This window comes from Sorangium sp. So ce321 (genome assembly GCF_051530195.1).
In the GTDB taxonomy this organism is placed as follows: domain Bacteria; phylum Myxococcota_A; class Polyangia; order Polyangiales; family Polyangiaceae; genus Sorangium.
Genome location: NZ_CP150329.1, coordinates 4,329,791 through 4,349,130, shown reverse-complemented (window position 1 = coordinate 4,349,130; position 19,340 = coordinate 4,329,791). Strand labels below are relative to the sequence as shown.

General features: G+C 72.8%; 14 protein-coding genes and 2 tRNA genes. 6 read left to right on the top strand and 10 right to left on the bottom strand.

The genetic code is table 11. The features are described 5' to 3' along the window. Positions 1–27 precede the first annotated feature (27 nt). From WME89_RS16675 to WME89_RS16650, 6 genes are all read right to left on the bottom strand, one after another. Positions 28–1,632, bottom strand: a complete 1,605-nt coding sequence (locus WME89_RS16675) for a sigma-54-dependent transcriptional regulator (RefSeq protein ID WP_438010128.1) — start codon at positions 1,630–1,632, stop codon at positions 28–30. Next, positions 1,629–3,947 carry an ATP-binding protein gene (locus WME89_RS16670; protein ID WP_438010127.1) on the bottom strand — a complete coding sequence of 773 codons (2,319 nt, stop codon included), beginning with the start codon at positions 3,945–3,947 and terminating at the stop codon, positions 1,629–1,631. The genes WME89_RS16675 and WME89_RS16670 overlap by 4 nt, the downstream gene beginning before the upstream one ends. A 270-nt stretch (positions 3,948–4,217) precedes the next feature. Next, a complete protein-coding gene (locus WME89_RS16665) occupies positions 4,218–6,191 on the bottom strand; it encodes a hypothetical protein (RefSeq protein ID WP_438010126.1) in 1,974 nt (657 codons plus the stop codon). Then, positions 6,188–7,294, bottom strand: a complete 1,107-nt coding sequence (locus tag WME89_RS16660) for a hypothetical protein (protein WP_438010125.1) — start codon at positions 7,292–7,294, stop codon at positions 6,188–6,190. Before WME89_RS16660 ends, WME89_RS16665 begins: the two co-directional genes overlap by 4 nt. A gap of 144 nt (positions 7,295–7,438) precedes the next feature. Next, the gene (locus tag WME89_RS16655) at positions 7,439–7,747 is read right to left on the bottom strand and encodes a hypothetical protein (protein ID WP_438010124.1); all 309 of its coding nucleotides are present in this window, start codon (positions 7,745–7,747) and stop codon (positions 7,439–7,441) included. A 309-nt stretch (positions 7,748–8,056) separates the two neighbouring features. Continuing rightward, positions 8,057–9,532: a DUF4178 domain-containing protein gene (locus WME89_RS16650; protein ID WP_438010123.1), complete on the bottom strand. Its 1,476-nt coding sequence runs from the start codon at positions 9,530–9,532 to the stop codon at positions 8,057–8,059. 196 nt (positions 9,533–9,728) lie between these two features. Here WME89_RS16650 and WME89_RS16645 point away from each other — a divergent pair, with 196 nt between their 5' ends. The 3 genes from WME89_RS16645 (at position 9,729) to WME89_RS16635 (ending at position 14,144) form a co-directional block, all read left to right on the top strand. Next, the gene (locus WME89_RS16645) at positions 9,729–11,321 is read left to right on the top strand and encodes a polyamine aminopropyltransferase (RefSeq protein WP_438010122.1); all 1,593 of its coding nucleotides are present in this window, start codon (positions 9,729–9,731) and stop codon (positions 11,319–11,321) included. A gap of 4 nt (positions 11,322–11,325) precedes the next feature. After that, positions 11,326–12,975, top strand: a complete 1,650-nt coding sequence (locus tag WME89_RS16640; RefSeq protein WP_438010121.1) for an FAD-dependent oxidoreductase — start codon at positions 11,326–11,328, stop codon at positions 12,973–12,975. A gap of 350 nt (positions 12,976–13,325) precedes the next feature. Continuing rightward, entirely contained in the window at positions 13,326–14,144 is an 819-nt protein-coding gene (locus tag WME89_RS16635; protein ID WP_436617418.1) for a PP2C family protein-serine/threonine phosphatase, read from the top strand. A gap of 287 nt (positions 14,145–14,431) precedes the next feature. On the opposite strand, the gene WME89_RS16630 is transcribed toward WME89_RS16635, so the two are convergent. The 4 genes from WME89_RS16630 to groES form a co-directional block, all read right to left on the bottom strand. After that, positions 14,432–15,199, bottom strand: a complete 768-nt coding sequence (locus WME89_RS16630) for an MBL fold metallo-hydrolase (protein ID WP_438010120.1) — start codon at positions 15,197–15,199, stop codon at positions 14,432–14,434. Positions 15,200–15,203: 4 nt separating this feature from the next. Beyond that, a complete protein-coding gene (locus WME89_RS16625) occupies positions 15,204–15,347 on the bottom strand; it encodes a hypothetical protein (protein ID WP_438010119.1) in 144 nt (47 codons plus the stop codon). A gap of 206 nt (positions 15,348–15,553) precedes the next feature. After that, complete coding sequence (gene groL, locus WME89_RS16620) at positions 15,554–17,251, bottom strand: chaperonin GroEL (protein WP_438010118.1); 1,698 nt, start codon at positions 17,249–17,251, stop codon at positions 15,554–15,556. Positions 17,252–17,316: 65 nt separating this feature from the next. Further along, complete coding sequence (gene groES / locus WME89_RS16615; protein WP_436617414.1) at positions 17,317–17,622, bottom strand: co-chaperone GroES; 306 nt, start codon at positions 17,620–17,622, stop codon at positions 17,317–17,319. 526 nt (positions 17,623–18,148) lie between these two features. Here groES and WME89_RS16610 point away from each other — a divergent pair. The 3 genes from WME89_RS16610 (at position 18,149) to WME89_RS16600 (ending at position 19,322) form a co-directional block, all read left to right on the top strand. Then, positions 18,149–18,222: transfer RNA gene (locus WME89_RS16610), tRNA-Gln, on the top strand. Between the two features lie 39 nt (positions 18,223–18,261). After that, positions 18,262–18,333: transfer RNA gene (locus tag WME89_RS16605), tRNA-Glu, on the top strand. Positions 18,334–18,626: 293 nt separating this feature from the next. Beyond that, positions 18,627–19,322 (top strand): NUDIX hydrolase, encoded by a 696-nt coding sequence (locus tag WME89_RS16600; RefSeq protein ID WP_438010117.1) that lies wholly within the window; start codon positions 18,627–18,629, stop codon positions 19,320–19,322. The last annotated feature ends 18 nt before the right edge of the window (positions 19,323–19,340 follow it).

The window sequence follows — 19,340 nt, the reverse complement described above, 5'->3', positions numbered from 1 at the left end:
CGACCGTGAGCCGCCGCGCGCCACCGCTCAGGTGTCGTCCGGATCCGACGGCAGCGTGAAGCGGCGGCTGCTCGGCGGCTCCTCCCCGAGGTAGCGCGTCGCGTGCGCCGGCGTCAGCCGCCGGCTGCTCGGCGGCTCCTCCCCGAGGTAGCGCGTCGCGTTCGCCGGCGTCAGCCGCCGGCTGCTCGGCGGCTCCTCCCCGAGGTAGCGCGTCGCGTTCGCCGGCGTCAGCCGCCGGCTGCTCGGCGGCTCCTCGCCAGTGTGCCTGTCCCAGCGCCGCTCGAGCATCTTCCGGTCGACCCCGATGAGCCGCGCCGCGGCCGCCTTGTTGCCGCCGCAGCTCTCGATCGCGTGGTGCAGCACCGCGCGCTCGATCACGCGCAGCTTCGACCCGAGCCGCTCGGGCAGCGCGAGCAGCGCGCGGGCCAGCCGGTCGATCTCCGCGGTGGCGTCGATGACCGGCCGCTCGCGCGCGAGCTCCTCGAGCGTGGGGACGTCGATGAGATCGTCGTCCGCGAGCAGCGCCAGCCGCTCGACGACGTTCCGGAGCTCCCGCACGTTGCCGGGCCAGGGCCGCCGGACCAGCCACGCGATCGCGTCGTCGGTGTAGCGGAGCTTGCGCGGGAGCTCCGCGGTGAACGCGAGCAGGAGCTCGAGGAGATCGGCGTCGCGCTCGGCCAGCGACGGGACGTGCACGGTGACGACGTTGAGCCGGTAGAAGAGGTCCTCCCGGAAGCGCCCCTCGTGGATGCGCTTCTCCAGGTCGACGTGGGTCGCGGCGAGCACGCGTGCGCGCAGCGGGATCTCCGACTCGGCGCCGAGCGGGCGGAAGCGGCGGTCCTCGAGGACGCGGAGGAGCTTCGCCTGGAGCTCGCCGGGCATCTCGGCGATCTCGTCGAGCAGGATGGTGCCGGCGCCCGCGAGCTCGAGCTGGCCGCGCATGCGCTTCTCGGCGCCGGTGAAGGCGCCGCGCTCGTGGCCGAAGATGAGCGACTCGATGAGCGTCCCCGGCAGCGCCGAGCAGTTGACCGCCACGAACGGCTCGCCGCGCCGCGAGCTCATCTCGTGCAGCGCGCGGGCGACCATCTCCTTGCCGCTGCCTGTCTCGCCCCGGATGAGCACCGTCTTGCTCGACTCCGCGACGCGCTCGATGATCCGGCGCACGCGCTCCATCGCCGCGGACGAGCCGAGCAGCGCCTTCGTGCCGAACGTGCGGTCGACCCGCTCGCGGAGCCGCACCACCTCGCCCTTGAGGAGCAGCCGCTCGCGCTGCCCCTCGACGATCGGCAGCAGCATCTCCGGGCAGAGCTCGTCCTTCAGCACGTAGTCCTGGGCCCCGAGCCGCATGGCCTCCCGGATCTCGGAGAGCTCGCTCACCGACGTGACCATCACCGCCGGCGTGCTGCGCCCCGAGGCCCGCACCCGCCGCAGGATCTCCAGGCCGCCGCGGTCGCGCGGGTCGTCCGAGAGGCGCACGTCGAGCAGCAGGAGGTCCGGCGCGCTCCGCTCCACGGCCGCGAGCGCGTCGTCCAGGCCGACCGCCTCCAGCACCTCGACCTCGTCGAGCGCGGTCAGGATCTGCCGCAGCGTGCGGCGGCCGCTCCGCTGATCATCGACGACCAGGATCTTCACGCGACCTCTTCCTCTGCAGTCTTGGAGACGTCGGCGGCCGGGATCGAGATCACGAACCGCGTCGCGCCGTCGCGCCGCTCCGCGTCGATGGTCCACCCGTGCGCGCGGACGATGCGGTGCGTGATGGCGAGCCCGAGCCCGGTCCCGCACGGCTTCGTCGTGTACCACGGGGCGAAGATCCGCGACGTCTCGCCCGCGATGCCCGGCCCCGTGTCCCACACGATGAGCTCGGCGCCGCTCTCCTTCGGCGCCCAGATGACGCCGATCGTGCCCCTGTCGCCGGCCGCGTCGAGGCCGTTCGAGAGCAGGTTGACGAGCACCTGCGTCGCCTGATCGGGGTCGCAGCGGAGCTTCGGGGTCGCGCTCACCCGCGCCTCGATCCGCCGCTTGCCGAGCTGATCGCGCAGGAGCATCTCCGCCCGGCTCACGAGCTCCTCGACCGAGAGGCGGCGGCGCTCGAGCTTCCGGTGCGTCACCCGGCGCAGCCCCATCACGAGGCGCTCGAGGCGCTCGACCTCCTCGCAGCCGATCTCGACCTCCTCGGCGTCGAGGCTGTGGTTGCTCGGCCCGCGCTGGAACACGGAGCGGAAGAAGTTGATCGGGTACCGCACCTCGTGGGTGATCTCGGCCGCGAGCGTCTCGATGAGCGCCGCGCGCTCGTCGCGCCACGCGGCGGCCTGCTCGCGCCGCTGCCGCTCCAGCTCGGCGTAGCTGTGGGCGTGCGCCAGGGCGAGCGCGGCCTGGTTGCCGATGGTGCGGAGCAGGTCGAGGTCCTCGCTCGTGAACAGGGCGCCGCCGCGCTTCTTGCCCACCTCGAGGACGCCGAGCAGCCGGCCGCGGAACATGACCGTCAGCGACAGCTCGCTCACGCTCACCTCGGGCGGGCCGAGCCCGATGATCCGCTCGGCGCCCGTCTCACCGCTCGGGGCCGCCTCGCCGCCGGCGCTGCCCGCGGCGCCTGCGCCCGCGGCGTCGGCCGCGTCGACCGTGACGCGGCGGAAGGTGACCCACTCGCAGGGCAGCCAGCGCGCCACGGTGCGCTCGACCGCGGTCGCGACCTCCTCGGGGTCGATGACGAGCGTCAGCTCCTCGCTGAGCTGCTCGATGGTGGGCTTGTACTCCGCGCGCGCCGGGAAGAGCGTCCGGTCGCTGGCGCCGAGGGCGAACACGACGAGCCCCGCGCTGACGACCGCGGCGGGCGCGGCGACCTTGAGCGCGCCGATCAGCGGCAGCCCGGCGTAGCCCGCGGTGGCGGAGCAGACGATCACCGTGAGCGCGACCATCATGCCGGCGATGATGATGCGCGTGAGCGGCCGCGAGAGGAGCGCGCGGCTCCCCCACAGGTCGTAGCGGATGGCCGCGACGACGCTCGAGACCGGCGTGAGGGCGAGCGCCGGGACCGCGAACCACATGAGCGTCGACGCCGAGACGCTGAGGATGGCCAGCATGAAGCCGAGCCCGATCGCGATGTGGGGCGGCGCCATCGCGAGCAGCAGCGCGCGCAGCGTGCGGCGGCGATCCCCCTCCGCCATGGCGAAGCGGATGACGAGGGTGGTCGCGAAGAAGAAGAACGACGCGACGAACAGCAGCCCGCAGACGTTCCGGAGCGCGACGGTGGTCCAGCCCATGGCGTGCCAGGCGAGCAGGCTGGCGGCGAGCAGCCCGCCGAGCGCCCCCGTGATCCGGGCGCAGCTGGGGTAGCGCGCGATGAGCGGGACGTCGTCCGGCAGCCGCAGCGCGAGGATGAAGAAGCGCGTCGGGACGAGCGCATAGGCGACGTGAAAGTACGGAACCAGGTCGCGCGAGCTGTGGTAGTCGAACAGCGTGAACTGGAAGAGCGCGCAGAGCAGCGCGGTGCCCGCGAAGGCGCGGGCGAGCTTGCCGCGCGGGCTCGCGGTGAGCGCGATGAGCGCGGCGCCCACGTAGAGCGAGGCGACGACCATGAGGCCGGCGGCGAAGAACCACCAGGCGAGCGGGTCGAAGGGGACGAGGGTGAGGTCGACGTCGCGCAGCCCGTCCCGCGTCTCGACGCGCGCGTGCACCGTGCGCCGCCCCTCGCGCGCGGCCTGCTCGACCGCGGCGTCCCAGGTGCTGGCGCGGTAGCGCCCCGCCGTGCTCTCGAGGCGCCAGCCGTTGACCGCGATGACGCGATCCGGATACCGGAGGCCCTTCTGGAACCCTTCCCAGGACGGCAGACCGACGCTCGAGACAACGCCGTCCGGATCGAGGAGGACGCCGGGAAACGGGCGTTCATACCAGCTGAGGGCGCTCCTCATCCCGAAGCCGCCCAGAACGAGCGCCGCGATGACGACCACCGCAAGGAGCCAACGCCGATTCTCGATAGCTGGCATCGGGAGACACGGCGGCGCGCAAATTGCGCCCCGAGCCACTCACGATACGCTGGAACCCCTGGTGAACCAACGGGGCTCGCGCGCCGGAGACGCGGCGCCGCCCTCCCCGCCCCCCGGGTGCGTCCCTGCGGCGCTCTTCGCGAGGCTGATTACGTTTCGCGGCGGAGATGAGGGGGGCTCACTCCCCCCGGGTGTGTCCCCGCGGCGCGCCTGGGCAACGCCTTGGTCGATCCATCATTCATCCCGCGCACGAGGCGCCGCGGGCTCGGCGAACACAACGTAGGAAAAAACACTGAATTGCGCCTCGATCGCCTCGACAGCGGCGGCGTCGCTCGTCGATCGCTCCAGCCGGTCGAGCAGGGCGGTGAGCTCGCCCCGTACGCGCCGCGGGGGCGCCGGCGCAGGGCGGCTCCCGGCGAGGCCGCGGACGAGGATCGAGAGCTGCCGCAGCACCGCGCCCGCGCCATGGGCGCGCCGGCGCCGAGGGTCGCTCGCGGTGAGGCGGGCGTGGCGAGCGAGCGCGCAGACGCCGTGGCAGAGGCTCGGGTCGGCGAGCAGCGCACGGACAGCCCAGCGCGCGAGGCGGCGCGAGTACAGGCCGCGGGCGAGCGGCCGCGTCGCGCGGGCGTCGTGCCAGGCGCGCGCGGCGTCGTCCTCGCCGATGAACAGCAGCGCCAGCGCGATCGGATCGCCGGCGGCGAGGCAGGCCCGGCCCGCGTCGATGCGCCCGTAGCCGTGCTTGGCGTTGTGCCCGTCCCGATCGCGCGCGTCGGGGAGGACATCCCATGGATCGGCGAACGGCGCGGCCGACGCGGGCGCCGCAGGGGGGACCGGGGCGAGCGTGCGCGTGATGAGCCCATCGAGCTCGGGCAGGCGCAGCGCGGGGTTCTGCGACAGGACGAGCAGCAGGACGCCCGCGGCGAGGGCGGAGGCCCCGCTCGACTCGGCGTGGTAGAGCCGCTCGGACGCGGTCCCTGCGCCCGGCGCCGACGGGAGCGGGCAGGAGAGATCGTCGCCGGGCGCGAGCCACCGCACCGCGGGACCTCGGTTGGCGAAGGGGCGGCTGCGCCCCCGGCGGTCCCGCCAGAGGAACCAGCCCTCACCGCGGGCGCTCGGGCCGACGCAGAACACCCGCGGGTCGCTCGCGGGCTCGCCGAGCCCTAGCGAGAAGCTCGCGTGCAGCGACTCGGGTGGGCTCGACGCCTCGCGGCCGGTCGGGAACACGATCGGGCAGCCTCGCCCGCGGCGCCCGAGGCGGGCGGCGAACTCGATCGCGTCGTCCAGCATGGGCGTCGTCGAGCCTTCGATGTACGTGGCGCAGACCACGACGTCGGCGCCGTCGCTGACCGCCTGGACGATCGCGAGCGGGAGGGCCAGGACGCTCGAGCCCGGCTTCGGGATCAGGTAGAGCCGCGGCGAGGCTTCCGGCGCGACGCCGCGGAAGCCGCCGGGAAGGAGGCTCCCGACGGCCCACGCCACCATGAACACGCCGTGCGCCTGGCTGCGCGGCGGGTGCTCGAGCGTGACGAGCACCTCGTGGTCGAGGCCGAGCTCGTCGGCTGCCCGGGCGTCGTCGTCGATGACCCCGAGGCGCATCCCAGCGCCACGCCCGCAGCGGCGGCGGTCGACGCCGAGGCCGCCGTCCTCGGCCCGCAGGAACCAGCGGCCGGGCGTCTCGGGATCGTCCCCCGGCGACGCGCGGCGCGTGGGCCACCTGTCGGGCCGCGCCGCGGCGTGCGTGGCTGCGACGAAGCCCGGGGCGACGGCGGCGCTCGGCCGCAGGGCCGAGGCGACATAGCGCACCGGGATCGCCGCGGCCCAGAGCGCCGCGGCGACCTCGGCGCGCCGCCCGTGGCTGGGCGACCGGACGCGGAGCCAGAAGAGGGGCGCCCGCTCGAGGACCCGCTCCACCTGAACCTCGGGCCAGCGCGCCGACAGCGCCGCGGCCACGGCGTCGGGCGCCACCGGGCAGCGCGCAGCGACGACGACGTCGAGGGGGCCGCCGTCGTCGTCGCCGGCCGCGGTCGCGACCGGGGCATACCCGAAATCCCACGGCCGGCGCGGCGGACGCGCCGCGAGCGGGACGCCCGGCGCCTCCCGCGGCGCGGCAGGTGCTTCCGGCGGAGGGCGCGGGTCGCCGCGCAGCGGGCGCGCGGCCCCCTCCTCCGCGGGGCTCCCTCGGGTGGCCGCGCCGCGGCCCCGGCTCATGCCAGCACGGCCTTCGCCCAGGCGTTGAGCGCGTGGGCGCGGTTGGCGAACCCGGGGCTCTCGGCCTCGCACCGCGCGAGCTCGTGCGCCTGCGCTTCCCTCCCCTCCGCCCAGGCGGCCACGCGGCGGGCGCCGAGGACGGCGGCGCGCCGGCGCGCGGCGCGGAAGCACCGGCGCTCGCCGTCGAGCATCGCCCCGAGCACGCCGGAGTCGAGGACCATGCTGCGGACGGGGATCAGGGACGATGGCGCGCTGGACGCCGGCGGCTCGCTCTTCCCTTTCGGGGTCGCGGCGATGCCCCAGGGCGGCGTGCCGAGCGGCCCGTACGCGGCCGCGAGGCGGTTGTGCGCCCCGGGGCCGCGCTCCCGCCTGTCGGCGTGCGGCTCGTCCGGCTCGCCGTGCGCGCGCGATCGGAGCTCCGAGGCCAGGACCACGGCCCAGGCGCCGCCTCGCTGGTAGTCATCCTGCCAGTCCATCACGTCGTCGTGGAGCTGCAGCCCGAGCCACACCGACGAGAGCAGCCGCGCCAGCACCTCGCGCTGCGCGGCCGTCCAGCCGGCGGCGTGCGCCAGGGCGATCGACGCCGGGAAGCCGACGCTCTGCTTGGCGAGGGAGAGCGCGTAGTAGCGGCTGAAGCCGGCGGGCTCGCCGCTCGCGAGCAGGCTGCGCTCGGTCTCGATGGCGAGCAGCGTGGCGTCGTCCGCGCGGGCGAAGTCGATGGCCGGGTCGTCGACGCCGGGCGCGACGCGGCGGAGCGCCTCGTCGCGCGCCCGCCGCGCGTGGGCCAGGATGGCCTCGAGCTGCCAGGTCGGGCGGACCTGCGCGTCCTGGATGCGGTCGGTGCCAAACGCCTCGATGACGGCCAGGAGGTGCGCCAGGAGGGCGTCCTGCACCGTGGCCCCCCGGACCCCCGGCATGGCCTCCGCGAGCAGCGCGGGCGCGGCCAGGGTGATCTCGTTGCTGAAAACGGCGCTCCAGGGCACGTCGCGCGACGGCGACAGGCCGAGCGTGTAGGCCAGCCCCTGCGCGTCGGCGTGCAGCATTCCGGGGAGCGTCCGGCAGAACGCGTTGTAGAGCTCGTCCACCCAGAGCGCCTCATCCATGCGCAGGCACCTCCGTCGCCAGGCACGCTGCCCCGCCGCGCCTGCGCGCGGCGCGGGCGACGGTAGATGGCACCGGGGCGGAGCCGCGCCGGTGGGACGTACGCCGATGGCGGTGGATCCCCGCCTGTCTCCTTCGCCGTAGCATCAATAGCCGTTCGACTCCTTCCAGGGCGACAGGCACACGTTGATGCGCTCCTCGACCACGATCGCGCGCCACTGGAGCACCTGGGCGGCGCTCAGCCCGTCGAAGAAGCCGCCGATCCAGGAGCGGATGCGGCAATTGAGCAGCGCGCGGACACTGGCCGCATCCGCCGGCTCCTCGTCGGCCTCGGGCGCGACGATGTAGAGCGCGAGCAGCTGCTTGAACTCGTCGAAATGCTCCTGGTTCCGGAGCAGGGAGATGTAGAGCGCCCGCAGCTGTGCGTGCGGGTCGACCGAATTCACGGTTTGCATGGACCTCCGTCACCGGTCCGTGCCGGCTTCGGGCGTCACATTGCACGTCACGGGCCGCCGTCGACCAGCGCGTAACCTGTTGAAATCATTCGACCGCTATGGCCGACCGGCGGTGAGCGGTACCCGAAACCGACCATCGATTGCCCGAATCCGACCGTTCCGCCGGGCGTGGGTCGCGCCCGCCGCGGAGGTGGACATGAACACGTCCAACCCCGTCGCTGGTCGACTCGACATCAGCCGGATCGCGTCACGCGCGCCGGAGCGACGTCGCTCGATTCACATCCAGCCGAATCGGGCAGTGAAGCTGGATTACTTCCCGCCGCCGAAGCTCGGACTGCCGCCGCTCGGGACGAAGATGATGCCGCCGGAGCCGCCGCCCCCACCGCAGTCGCTGAACGCGACGAGGAGGATGAGGACGATGATCACGATGACGATGAGGAGGAGGACCGAGCCGCCGCCCGAGCCCCCCCCGCCGCCCGCCGCGGCGCGCGGCGGCGGCGACAGGCTGAAGGCGGCGGCGAGCTCCTTGCCCGGCAGCGGCGAGCAGAACGACACGCTGACCTCGGTCGGGGCCTGCTCGATGCTGATCTTGCCGTCGGGGCCCTGGTACTCCGTGGCCTGGACCGCCTCGCCGATCTCGACCTTCCAGTAGAACTCGCCGACGACGTACTCGACCTCGGCGTTGACGCGCTGCTTGAACGAGTACGTCTGCCCCTTGTAGCTCGCGGTCCCGCCCATCGGCTGGACCTCGCCGGGCGAGAGCGGCGTCACGAGCTGCCACGCGCCGTCCTCCTCCATGAGCCACAGGTAGCCGACGCTCGGCCCGCCGTAGAGCAGGTACTCCCGCCAGCGGTAGCGCTCGCCCTCCACCGTGCAGCCGCGGATGACGAAGCCGATGCAGAGCACGCGCATGCCGCGGAGCTGGCCCTCGGCGCCGAGGGGGACATACGGCTCGACCGGCGGCCGGGGGACCTGGCCGAGCGCGACGAGGGCGCCCTTCGTGAGGTCGCTCGCGGTGCCGCAGTACCGGCAGACGATGCGCTCCGTGGTGCCAGGGGCGGCGAGCGGCAGGTTGCCGCCGCAGTTGGGGCACGCCACGGCCGTCACCTGCGCCGCGGGCTGGTCCACGGGCGCGCCGGAGTCGAGCCGCAGCTCGGCCGGATCGATCTGCCGTCCCAGGTAGAGCTTCGACGGGATGCCCCGGCCGTCGCCGTAGTCGATCGTCCCGAACTCGCCCCGCGGCCCCGCGATGTCGACGAACCCGGTCACCACGCCCGGCGGGGCGACGTATGGCATCTCACCTTCGGCCGAGATGACGCGCCGGCGGCCGACCTCGACGACGGTGAACATCCCGTGCCCCTCGAGGTGGACGCGGCCGCCGGGCTGGAGCGAGGTCCACTGCGGCAGCCCGTTCAGCGGGAGCGGCGCCTCGCTCGTCGCGTACCAGCGCCCCTGGGCGAAGGCGACCCACGTCCACCGGCCGCTGCTCGGGAACGCGATGAAGATCTCCTGCCAGGGCGCGCCGGGCGCGCCGGCGCGATCGAGCTGCACGCGCCCGTCGACGACGAACGGCTCGTTGCCCCAGCGCCCGGTGACCCCGACCTGCAGGGGCGTCGGGATCTCGACGAGGTCGGCGACGCGCCCGACGGCGCGGAGGTCCCTGTCGGTGCGGGCGACGACGAACTTGCAGTGCTTGCACACCTGCGCCATCGCGCCCGCGAAGCGAAACGTGATCGGCGCGCCGCACGAGGGGCACGCGGCTGCTCGGTCGAAGGGCGTGCTCACGCGAGCACCATACTAGAAGCGAAGGCCAGGGAAGAAGAAGCGTTTCGACCGCTGGCTGGGCTTGTCTTCCCTCGTCTCCCCTCGTCTCCCCTCGTCTCTTCCCTTGTCTCTTTCCTTGTCTCTTCCCTCGTCCCCACGCGCGGAGGCGCGTCGGAGGAGGCTGTGGTCCAGCACGAGCGGTGCTAGGACCGCGCCGATGCCGGCCACCACGGAGAGCTCGACGGGAGCCGACGGCGCGCCTCGCGGAGACGCCCCGGCGGCGCAGCCGCTGCCCCGGCTCGTGCACCCGGCGCTCCTCGCGAGCGTGTTCGTCATCGCCACGTCGGGGCTCATCTACGAGCTCATCACCGGCACGCTCGCGAGCTACGTCCTCGGCGACTCGGTGACGCAGTTCAGCTTCGTCATCGGCCTCTACCTGTTCGCGATGGGGATCGGCTCGTACCTCTCGCAGTACATCGAGAGCCGCCTGCTGGAGCGCTTCGTCGAGATCGAGCTCGGCCTCGCGCTGGTCGGCGGGCTCTCCGCGCCGATGCTCTTCCGCGTCTACACCGCGCTCGGGGCGTTCCGCGCGCTCCTCTACTCGCTGGTGCTGCTCATCGGCGTGCTCGTGGGGCTCGAGATCCCGCTGCTCATCCGGCTGCTCAACTTCTCCCTGGACCTCAAGCGGCTCGTCGCGCGGGTGCTCACGCTCGACTACATCGGCGCCCTCGCCGCGAGCCTGCTCTTCCCCTCGATCTTGCTGCCCCGCCTCGGGATCCACCAGACGAGCCTCTTCTTCGGCCTGCTCAACGCGGCGGTCGCGCTCACGAGCACGTTCCTCTTCCCGCTCGAGCGCGCGGTCGTCGTCCGGCTGCGGGCGCTCTGCGTGATCGTGCTCGCGGGGCTCGGGGTGGCCTTCGCGCTCGTCTCGCGCTTCGTCGAGCGCTCGGAGGCGCTCTACTTCGGGGCGCCCATCGTCTACGCGGCGCAGTCGCCGTACCAGCGCATCGTCGTCACGAGGGGCCCGCGCACGACGCGCCTCTTCCTGAACGGCAACCTCCAGTTCTCGTCGGACGACGAGCACCGCTACCACGAGGTGCTCGTGCACCCGGCCGTCGCCGCGCTGGGGCGCGATCCGCGGCGCGCGCTGATCCTCGGCGGCGGCGACGGGCTCGCCGCGCGCGAGCTGCTCCGCTACCCGTCGGTGGAGCAGATCCTGCTCGTCGATCTCGACGCCGCGGTCACCGGCGCCTTCCGCGACCTGCCGCTCGCCGCCGACCTGAACGGGGGCTCGCTCCGCGATCCGCGCGTCGTCGTCCGCAACGAGGACGCGTTCAAGTACCTCGAGGAGTCGACCGAGTCGTTCGACCTCGCGATCGTCGACTTCCCGGACCCGGGCAACTACGCCGTCGGCAAGCTGTACACGGACGCCTTCTACCACCTGCTCCGGCAGCGGATCTCCGTGCGCGGGCTCGCCGTCGTCCAGGCGACGTCGCCCCACTACGCGCGCGAGTCGTTCTGGTGCGTCGTGACCACGCTCGAGGCGGCCGGCTTCGAGACGGCGCCGCTGCACGTCTACGTGCCGAGCTTCGGCGAGTGGGGCTTCATCCTGGCCGGCGGCGAGGGGCTCTCCGCGCCCGGCGCCCTCCGGATCGATCCGTCGCGGCTCCGCTACCTCGACTCGAGCGGCCTGCCGGAGCTCTTCCGGTTCCCGCGCGACCTCGGCCGCGTCGAGGCGCCGGTGAACCGGCTGAACGACCAGAAGCTCGTCTCCGTGTACACGCGCGAGTGGGCGGAGTGGTCGCGGTGATCTCGTGAACCGCCGCGGCTTCCTGAGCTCCGTCGCCGCGGGCTGGCTCGTGCACACGGCCGCCCCGGGGCGGCCGCCGCTCGCCGGCGAGGTCGTCGGCGCGGCGCACGGCGCGGGCCACCTGCTCCGCGGCGGCACGCCGCGCGCGCCGACGATGACCACGTCCGGCCCCGCGGAGCGCGCGGACGTCGTCATCGTCGGCGGCGGGGTGAGCGGGCTGTCGGCCGCGTGGCGGCTCGCCGGCGCCGGGCTGGATCTGCGGGTGCTCGAGCTCGAGCCGCGGCCCGGCGGCACGAGCGCGTGGGGCGAGGACGGCGTCGTGCCGTACCCGTGGGGCGCGCACTACCTCGCGGCGCCGAACGTCGAGGCGCGCGCGACGCTGCGGCTGCTCGAGCAGATGGGCGTCGTCACCGGCTGGGACGCGGCCGGGCGCCCCACGTTCGATCCGCGCAGGCTCTGCCACGCGCCGGGCGAGCGGCTGTTCTACGAGGGCGCGTGGCACGCCGGCCTCGCGCCTGTCGACGCGCTCCCGGCCGACGCGCTCGAGGAGCTCGAGCGGTTCCACGCGCTCGAGGAGGAGCTCACCGAGCTCACCGGCCGGGACGGGCGCGCGGCGTTCCAGATCCCGCTCGCTCGCTCGTCGCGCGATCCCGAGCTCCTCGAGCTCGACCGGATGAGCATGGCGGCGTGGCTCGACCGCGAGGGGTACAGCACGCCCTTCCTGCGCTGGTACGTGCGCTACGCGATGCTCGACGACTTCGGCGGCGAGCCGGAGGAGATCTCGGCCTGGGCGGGGCTGCACTACTTCGCGGGGCGCAAGGTGCGCACGCCGGAGCTCGCGGGCAGCCACTACCTCATCTGGCCCGAGGGCAACGGCCGGCTCGTGAAGGCGCTGCTCGAGCGCGCGGCGCCGCGCGTGTCGCTGGGCGCGCTCGTCACGTCGGTGCGCTCGCGGCCGGAGGGCGGCGTCGAGGTCGGCTACATCGACGTGCAGCGCGGCGAGGCGCGCCGCGTCGAGGCGCGCGCGGCGATCCTCGCGGCGCCCGCGTTCGTCGTGCGCCGGCTCCTCGCGGGCGGCGCGTCGGGCGAGCTGCCGGAGCGGACCGCATCGGCGTGGCTCGTGGCGAACCTGCACGTCGAGCGGCCCATCGACCCCAATCACGCGTGGGATTCCGTCCTCTACGGCGCCGAAGGGCTCGGCTACGTGGACGCGCGCCACCAGCTCACCGATCTCGCGGCGGCGACGACGCAGCGGTCGCGCCTCGCGACGCCGGTGCAGCGCACGGTGCTTACCTACTACCGCGCCTTTGGCGGGCCCGACGTCGCCGCCGCGCGCGCGGCGCTGCTCGGCGCGCCGTGGGCGTCGCTCGCCGACGGCGTGCTGCGCGATCTCGCGCCGGCGCACCCGCACCTGCGCGACGACGTCGAGCGGATGGACGTGATGATCTGGGGCCACGCGATGCCGCGCCCGCGCCCCGGCTTCCTCGGCGCGCGGCCGTTCGAGCCGCCCTGCGCGCTCGCCGAGCGCGTCGCGTGGGCGCACGTCGATCAGCCGGGGATGGCGCTCTTCGAGGAGGCGCAGGCGTGCGGCGTGCGCGCCGCCGAGACGATCGCGGCCGAGCTCGAGGTTGCGATCGGCGAGAGCTGGCTCTGAGCGCGCGCTTGCCGCCTCGAGGCGCGCTCGCCCGACCGCGCAGCCCGACGCCCGCGCGCTCGCCCGACGGAGCGCGCACGCGGGCGCCGCGCGTCCTGCGGTTCAAGGCGTCCGAAGCGCGCGGCGCGCCCTCGTCCGGGCGCGCGCGGCGGGGAAACCCACGTCCCCTCTCATCTTTCAAGAGCAAAGTGCGCGCGGCGAGCGGGCGCCTCCGGGATGGTCTGTAGCCCCCCGACCGGCCGCTTCTTGCGGGCGCGAAGCGGCTGCTGTGGGAGATCCGGCCCAGGATTTCAGCTTTGCCCTCGCCTTGAACTTGCGCTGCCCCCCTGCTCCGCGTCTACTCTCTGCCCATGTTGCGGACCCGGTTTGCCGGGATGACGGATACCGGGCTCCTCCGGGACCACAATGAGGACAACCTCCTCGTCAGCGAGGAGTACCGTGTCGTGGCCGTGGCGGATGGCATGGGCGGACACCGCTCGGGCGACGTTGCGAGCCAGCTTGCTGTGAGCACGCTCTCGGACTTCCTGTCCGTGACGGTCGGGAGGGACGCGACGTGGCCGTTCCCCGCCGATCCGAACCTCACGGAGGAGGAGAACTACGTCGTCACCGGCCTCAGGCTGGCGAACCGGCGCATCTTCGATCGCTCGCTGAAGACGCTCGCGGACTTCGGCATGGGCACGACGATCGTGGCGGCGATGTTCTCCAAGGACGCCGAGCACGTGACCGTGGGCCACGTCGGGGACAGCCGCTGCTATCGCCTGCGCGACAGCCAGATCACGCAGCTCACGCGCGACCACTCGCTCGTCAGCGACGCGGCGCACATGGCGCCGTGGATGACCGAGGAGGAGGTCCGGCAGCTGCCGGCGAACGTCATCACGCGCGCGCTCGGCATCCGCGAGGACGTCCTCGTCGATCTCGTGACGGACGAGACGCGCCACGGTGACGTGTACCTGCTCTGCTCGGACGGCCTGTCCGGGATGGTGACCGACGATCAGATCCTCGAGCTCGTGATGTCCAGCGGCTCGCTGGACGCGGCGTGCAAGGCGCTCATCGATCGGGCGAACTACTTCGGCGGCACCGACAACATCACGGTCGTCCTCGCGCGCGTCGAAGAGGTCCCCGACGGCAAGCGCACCTTCAACGACGAGCCCACGCAGGAGAGCCGCTAGCTCCGCCGCGGCCTGGTCGAGGCCCGCCGCGCGCGCCGCGCGAGGGTCTCGCCGCCGCGTGGGCGCTCGAGTCGTCCTGCACGGGGAGGCTTCTCTCGCTGCACGGGGAGGCTTCTCTCGGCAGGCTGTAGGCCCGAGGAGAGCCCGTCCGTCGCGCGGCGCGGGGAGGGCCGACGTCTGAGCCCGTTTGCCCCCGCTCCTCCGGCGAAGCCGGGGGAGCGACGGCTCAGGCGAGCTCGGCGGGGCCCCCGCGCCGCGCGACGTCCAGCCCGCGACCGACGCGCCGGTTACAGGACGAAGTGGTCCATGAGCTGAAGGACCTCCAGGTTCAGCCCCTTCAGCGCGGCGCACTCCCGCTCCACCTCGGCCTGGAAGACCGGCTTGATGTGGTAGAGCATCGTCGGCAGGTCCTTCGGCGCGCGGTACTTCTGGAGCTCGAGCGCGAGCGTCTGCGGCGTGTGGTGGCCGCTCACCGTGGCGAGCCGCTGCTCCCGATCCGGGAAGCTGACCTCCATGAGCAGCGCGCGTAGGTCCTGCTGCTGGTTCAGCACCTCCCACAGCCGGTCGGTCGGCCCTGTGTCGCCGCTGTACGCGATGGCGCCGCCGCTCCCCTCGATCACGAACGCCGATGCGTCGATCGTGTGCGTCACCTGGACCGCGCGCACGAGCCGCCCGGCGACCATCGTGGGGCGCTCCGGCTTGAGCTCGAGGTACTGGATGGTCGGCTGCGCCGGGGTCGGGATCACCGCGAAATCAGGCCACAGCACGCCGTTGAAGAAGTGCTTCTTGAGCGTCCGCAGCGTCTCGCGCGTGCCCGCGATCACGAGCGGCGGGGACCCGAGCTGGCAGCGGTTGTCGGCGATCGTGGCCAGATCGCGGATGTGATCGAGGTGCGCGTGGCTCACGAGGCACGCCTCGAGCCGCTCCTGCTCCTTCACCTCGAGCCCGCTCGTCAGCGAGCCGGCGTCGATCGCAAGGACCTCGTCCACGACGAACGCGCACGTGCGATGCCTGGGAGTCTCCCCGCCGTGGCAGCCGATGACGCGCAGCTCCACCGGCTCAGCTCTCTCCGCCGAACGCGATCTCGGCGTCGCGCTGCAGCATGGCCTGGAGCCGACGCGACCCGAGCGCGAGGCAGCGGGGGGAGAGCACTTCGCCCGGCAGGGACTCGCGGCCATTGCGGGCGAACGACGACTCCGACATTGCCCGAGAGTCTAGCGCCGTGCGCGACCGCGGGTCAAAAACCCAGGCAAAAGCTCTCGACCTCACAAAACGCGAGGGGCCCTCCAAGCGAACATGCTTTGGAGGACCCCTCGGCCCGCTGCTCGGCAGCGGCGCGCTCACGCCGACGGCGCCGGCGCCACCCAGGAGCGGCGGCCGCGCGCGGCGTGGACGACGACGGCAGGCGGTCAACCCATGTCGAAGTCGCCCATGCCGCCCATGCCGCCCATGCCGCCCATGCCGCCCATGCCGCCCATACCCCCCATGCCGCCCATGCCGCCGGGGGCCCCGCCGGCCGCGGCCTTCTCCTTCTTGGGCTTGTCGGCGATGAGGGCCTCGGTCGTGAGCATCAGCGCCGCGACGCTGGCCGCGTTGGAGAGCGCGTGGCGCACGACCTTGGCCGGGTCGATGACGCCGCCCGCGAGCAGGTCCTCGTACGTGTCCGTCGCGGCGTTGTAGCCGAACGTGGCCGCGCCCGACCGGACCTTCTCCACGACCACCGTCCCGTCGACGCCCGCGTTCTGGGCGATCTGGCGGACCGGCGCCTCGATGGCGCGCCGCACGAGCCGCACGCCGGCGTCGCGCTCGTCGTTGAACTTGAGCGAGTCGAGCACGGAGGCCGCCCGGAGCAGGGCCACGCCGCCGCCGACCACGATGCCCTCCTCGACGGCCGCGCGGGTCGCGTGCAGCGCGTCCTCGACGCGCGCCTTCTTCTCCTTCATCTCGACCTCGGTCGCCGCGCCGACCTTCACCACCGCGACGCCGCCGGCGAGCTTCGCGAGCCGCTCCTGGAGCTTCTCGCGATCGTAGTCGCTCGTCGTGTCCGCGATCTGCTTGCGGATCGCCTCGATGCGGCCCTTGATCGCGCTCTTCTCGCCCTGGCCGTCGACGATGACGGTGTTGTCCTTGTCGATCTCGACGCGCTTGGCGGTCCCGAGGTCGCGCACGGTGGCGCTCTCGAGCTTCTGCCCGAGGTCCTCCATGAACGGCGTCGCCCCCGTGAGGATGGCGATGTCCTTCAGCATGTCCTTGCGGCGGTCGCCGAAGCCGGGCGCCTTGACGGCGGCGACCTTGATGGTGCCGCGCAGCTTGTTCACGACGAGCGTGGCGAGCGCCTCGCCCTCGACGTCCTCGGAGAGGATGAGCAGCTCGCGCCCCTGCTTCACCACCTGCTCGAGCAGCGGCAGGAGGTCGGCCATGGCCGAGATCTTCTTCTCGTGCACGAGGATGAGCGGGTTCGTGAGCACCGCGGTCATCTTCTCGGGATCGGTCACGAAGTAGGGCGAGAGGTAGCCGCGGTCGAACTGCATGCCGTCGACGGTCTCGAGCTCCGTCGTCATGCGCTTGTTCTCCTCGACCGTGATCACGCCCTCCTTGCCGACCTTCTCCATGGCGTCGGCGAGGATCTGGCCGATCTCCTTGTCGCCGTTGGCGCTGACCGTGGCGACCTGGGCGATCTGGTCCTTGTCCTTGGTCGGCTTGGCGGACTGCTGCACGGCCTCGATGACCTTCGCGACCGCCGCGTCGATGCCGCGCTTCAGGTCCATCGGGTTGTGGCCGGCCTCGACGAGCTTGAGGCCCTCGCCGAAGAGCGCCTGCGCCAGCACCGTCGCCGTCGTCGTGCCGTCGCCCGCCTTGTCGCTGGTCTTCGAGGCGACCTCGCGCACCATCTGGGCGCCCATGTTCTCGAGCTTGCCGGCGAGCTCGACTTCCTTGGCCACCGTGACGCCGTCCTTCGTGACGACCGGCGCGCCCCAGCTCTTCTCGATGACGACGTTCCGCCCCTTGGGCCCGAGGGTCACCTTGACCGCATCGGCGAGCGTGTTGACGCCCTTCAGGATCGCGGCACGGGCGCCGCGGCTAAAAACGATCTGCTTCGCAGCCATCTCTCAATCCCCTCGCGGCCGCGCGGCCGCATTGCAACGCTTGCGTTCGGTTGCGTGGATCCGGTTCACGTCGCGGCGGAGGCAGACTCGGTCACGGCGAGCACGTCGTCCTCGCGGAGGAGCACGTGCTCCTCGCCGTCGAGCTTCACCTCGGTGCCGCTGTACTTGCCGAACAGCACCTTGTCACCGACCTTCACCTCGAGCGGGCGAACCTTGCCGTCCTTCAGGACCTTGCCGTTGCCCACGGCGACGACGCGCCCCTCGATCGGCTTCTCCTTCGCGGCGTCGGGGATGATGATGCCCCCCTTGGTCTTCGTCTCGCTCTCGACACGCTTGACGACAATCCGATCCTGCAGCGGCCTGATTTTCATGGTGGCTCCCTCGTCCTCGGCTGGTTGACTGACCATCGGCTCGCCGGAGGTCCCGCTATCCCCCGCCGCTGGGGCCTTCCGCCCACGCGACGAGAGCTAAGTGCCCGGGATCACAGTTGCTTGGCACTCTCCATGGCCGGTGGCTAAAACCGCGCCGAAAGTAAATCAGGCTCCCGGCGCGTCAAGGGCGCGCAGCAGGCAGTCGCGACTTTTCGGCTGTCACCGCGCCCGGGAGGCGAAACAGGAATTTCTGAAGATGCGCCGACAATCAGACCGCGACGGCCGCAACGTGGGGGTAGAACGAACGTGGGTGGGTGGGACGTCGGGGCGGGCCGGCCGCCCGACGCGGACCGACGCGGAGACGCGGACCGGCGCGGCGCAGGCGGCCGAAGGGCGTGGCGCGAAACGCACGGGAATTTCGGCCCCGAGGACTTTTCTTCGCCGGGCACGATTTTGATCGCTTGACATACCGGGCAGCCCAAGTAGATTCCGCGGCCCGTGGCGCTGATGCAGAGCGCTCACCCCTTGGGGGATCGTCTAACGGCAGGACGCAAGATTCTGGCTCTTGCTATCAAGGTTCGAATCCTTGTCCCCCAGCCAGGCCGTTCGGCTCTGCTGCCGGCCTTCTCGACAGAACAAGGTCCCATCGTCTAGCGGTTAGGACATCGGCCTCTCACGCCGGTAACGCGGGTTCGATTCCCGCTGGGATCGCTACATCGGCATCAGCTTCGCTCGCCAGCCCTCGCGCTGTCCCTTTCGGACGCGAGCTCGACGAGGGCGCTCGGCGCGCCCCGGAGCCGCAGCGGAGCGGCACGTCGTACGCGACGCCGGACGGTGCCCGGTGCTCCAAGCACCGCGCATCGCGCCCTCGATGAGGGCGCCGTGCTCCGGCTCTCGCCGCTCGGGCGCGGCGCCGCGAGCTCGCGCGTCGCACCACGCGGCGGAGTGGAACCGAAGGGGTCGCATAGGCGCCCGTCCTTAGGACTTGCGCTACGCTCGATCGCATGGCGGCGCAGGACGGGGACGAGCCATTCGATGTCTTCGATCGCAGCGGTAAGCCGCTCGGCGTGCGCAAGGCGCGCAGGCTCGTCCACCGTGACGGCGACTGGCACCGGAGCGTCCACGTGTGGGTTGTCCTCGAGCGAGAGACGGACGCCCGACGCAGCGACGCGGAGCCCTGGGTGCTCTTCCAGCAGCGCAGCCCGGACAAGGACACCTGGCCCGGCGCGCTCGAGGTCGCCGTGTCGGGGCACTACCGCGCCGGCGAGGATCTCGCGGAGGCGCTACGCGAGGCGGAGGAGGAGATCGGCCTGCCGCTCTCGCCGGCCGAAGTGATCCGGCTCGGCGTGCGCCGCAGCGTCGACGATCACGCGCCGGGCATCGTCGACCGCGAGCTGCAGGACGTGCTGCTCGCGACGACCCGCCGCCCGCTCGCGGCGTTCCGTCCGCACCCGGAGGAGGTCACGGCGCTGCTGTCGCTCCCGCTCGCCGCGGCGCTGCGCCTCGTCCGGGGCGAGGCAGAGAGCGTGAGCGGCCTGCAGATGCAGGCGCCGGACGCCGCGGGTGCCGTGAAGATCGCGCCGCGCGACGTGCGGCTCGACGAGTTCGTCGTCGCCCGCGACGGCTACTACGAGCGCGCGCTCGAGAGCATCCGCCGCCGCCTCGCGGGCGAGACGCCGTCGCTCTGGTCGCTCGGCTAGGCAGTCCTCTCGCCGCCC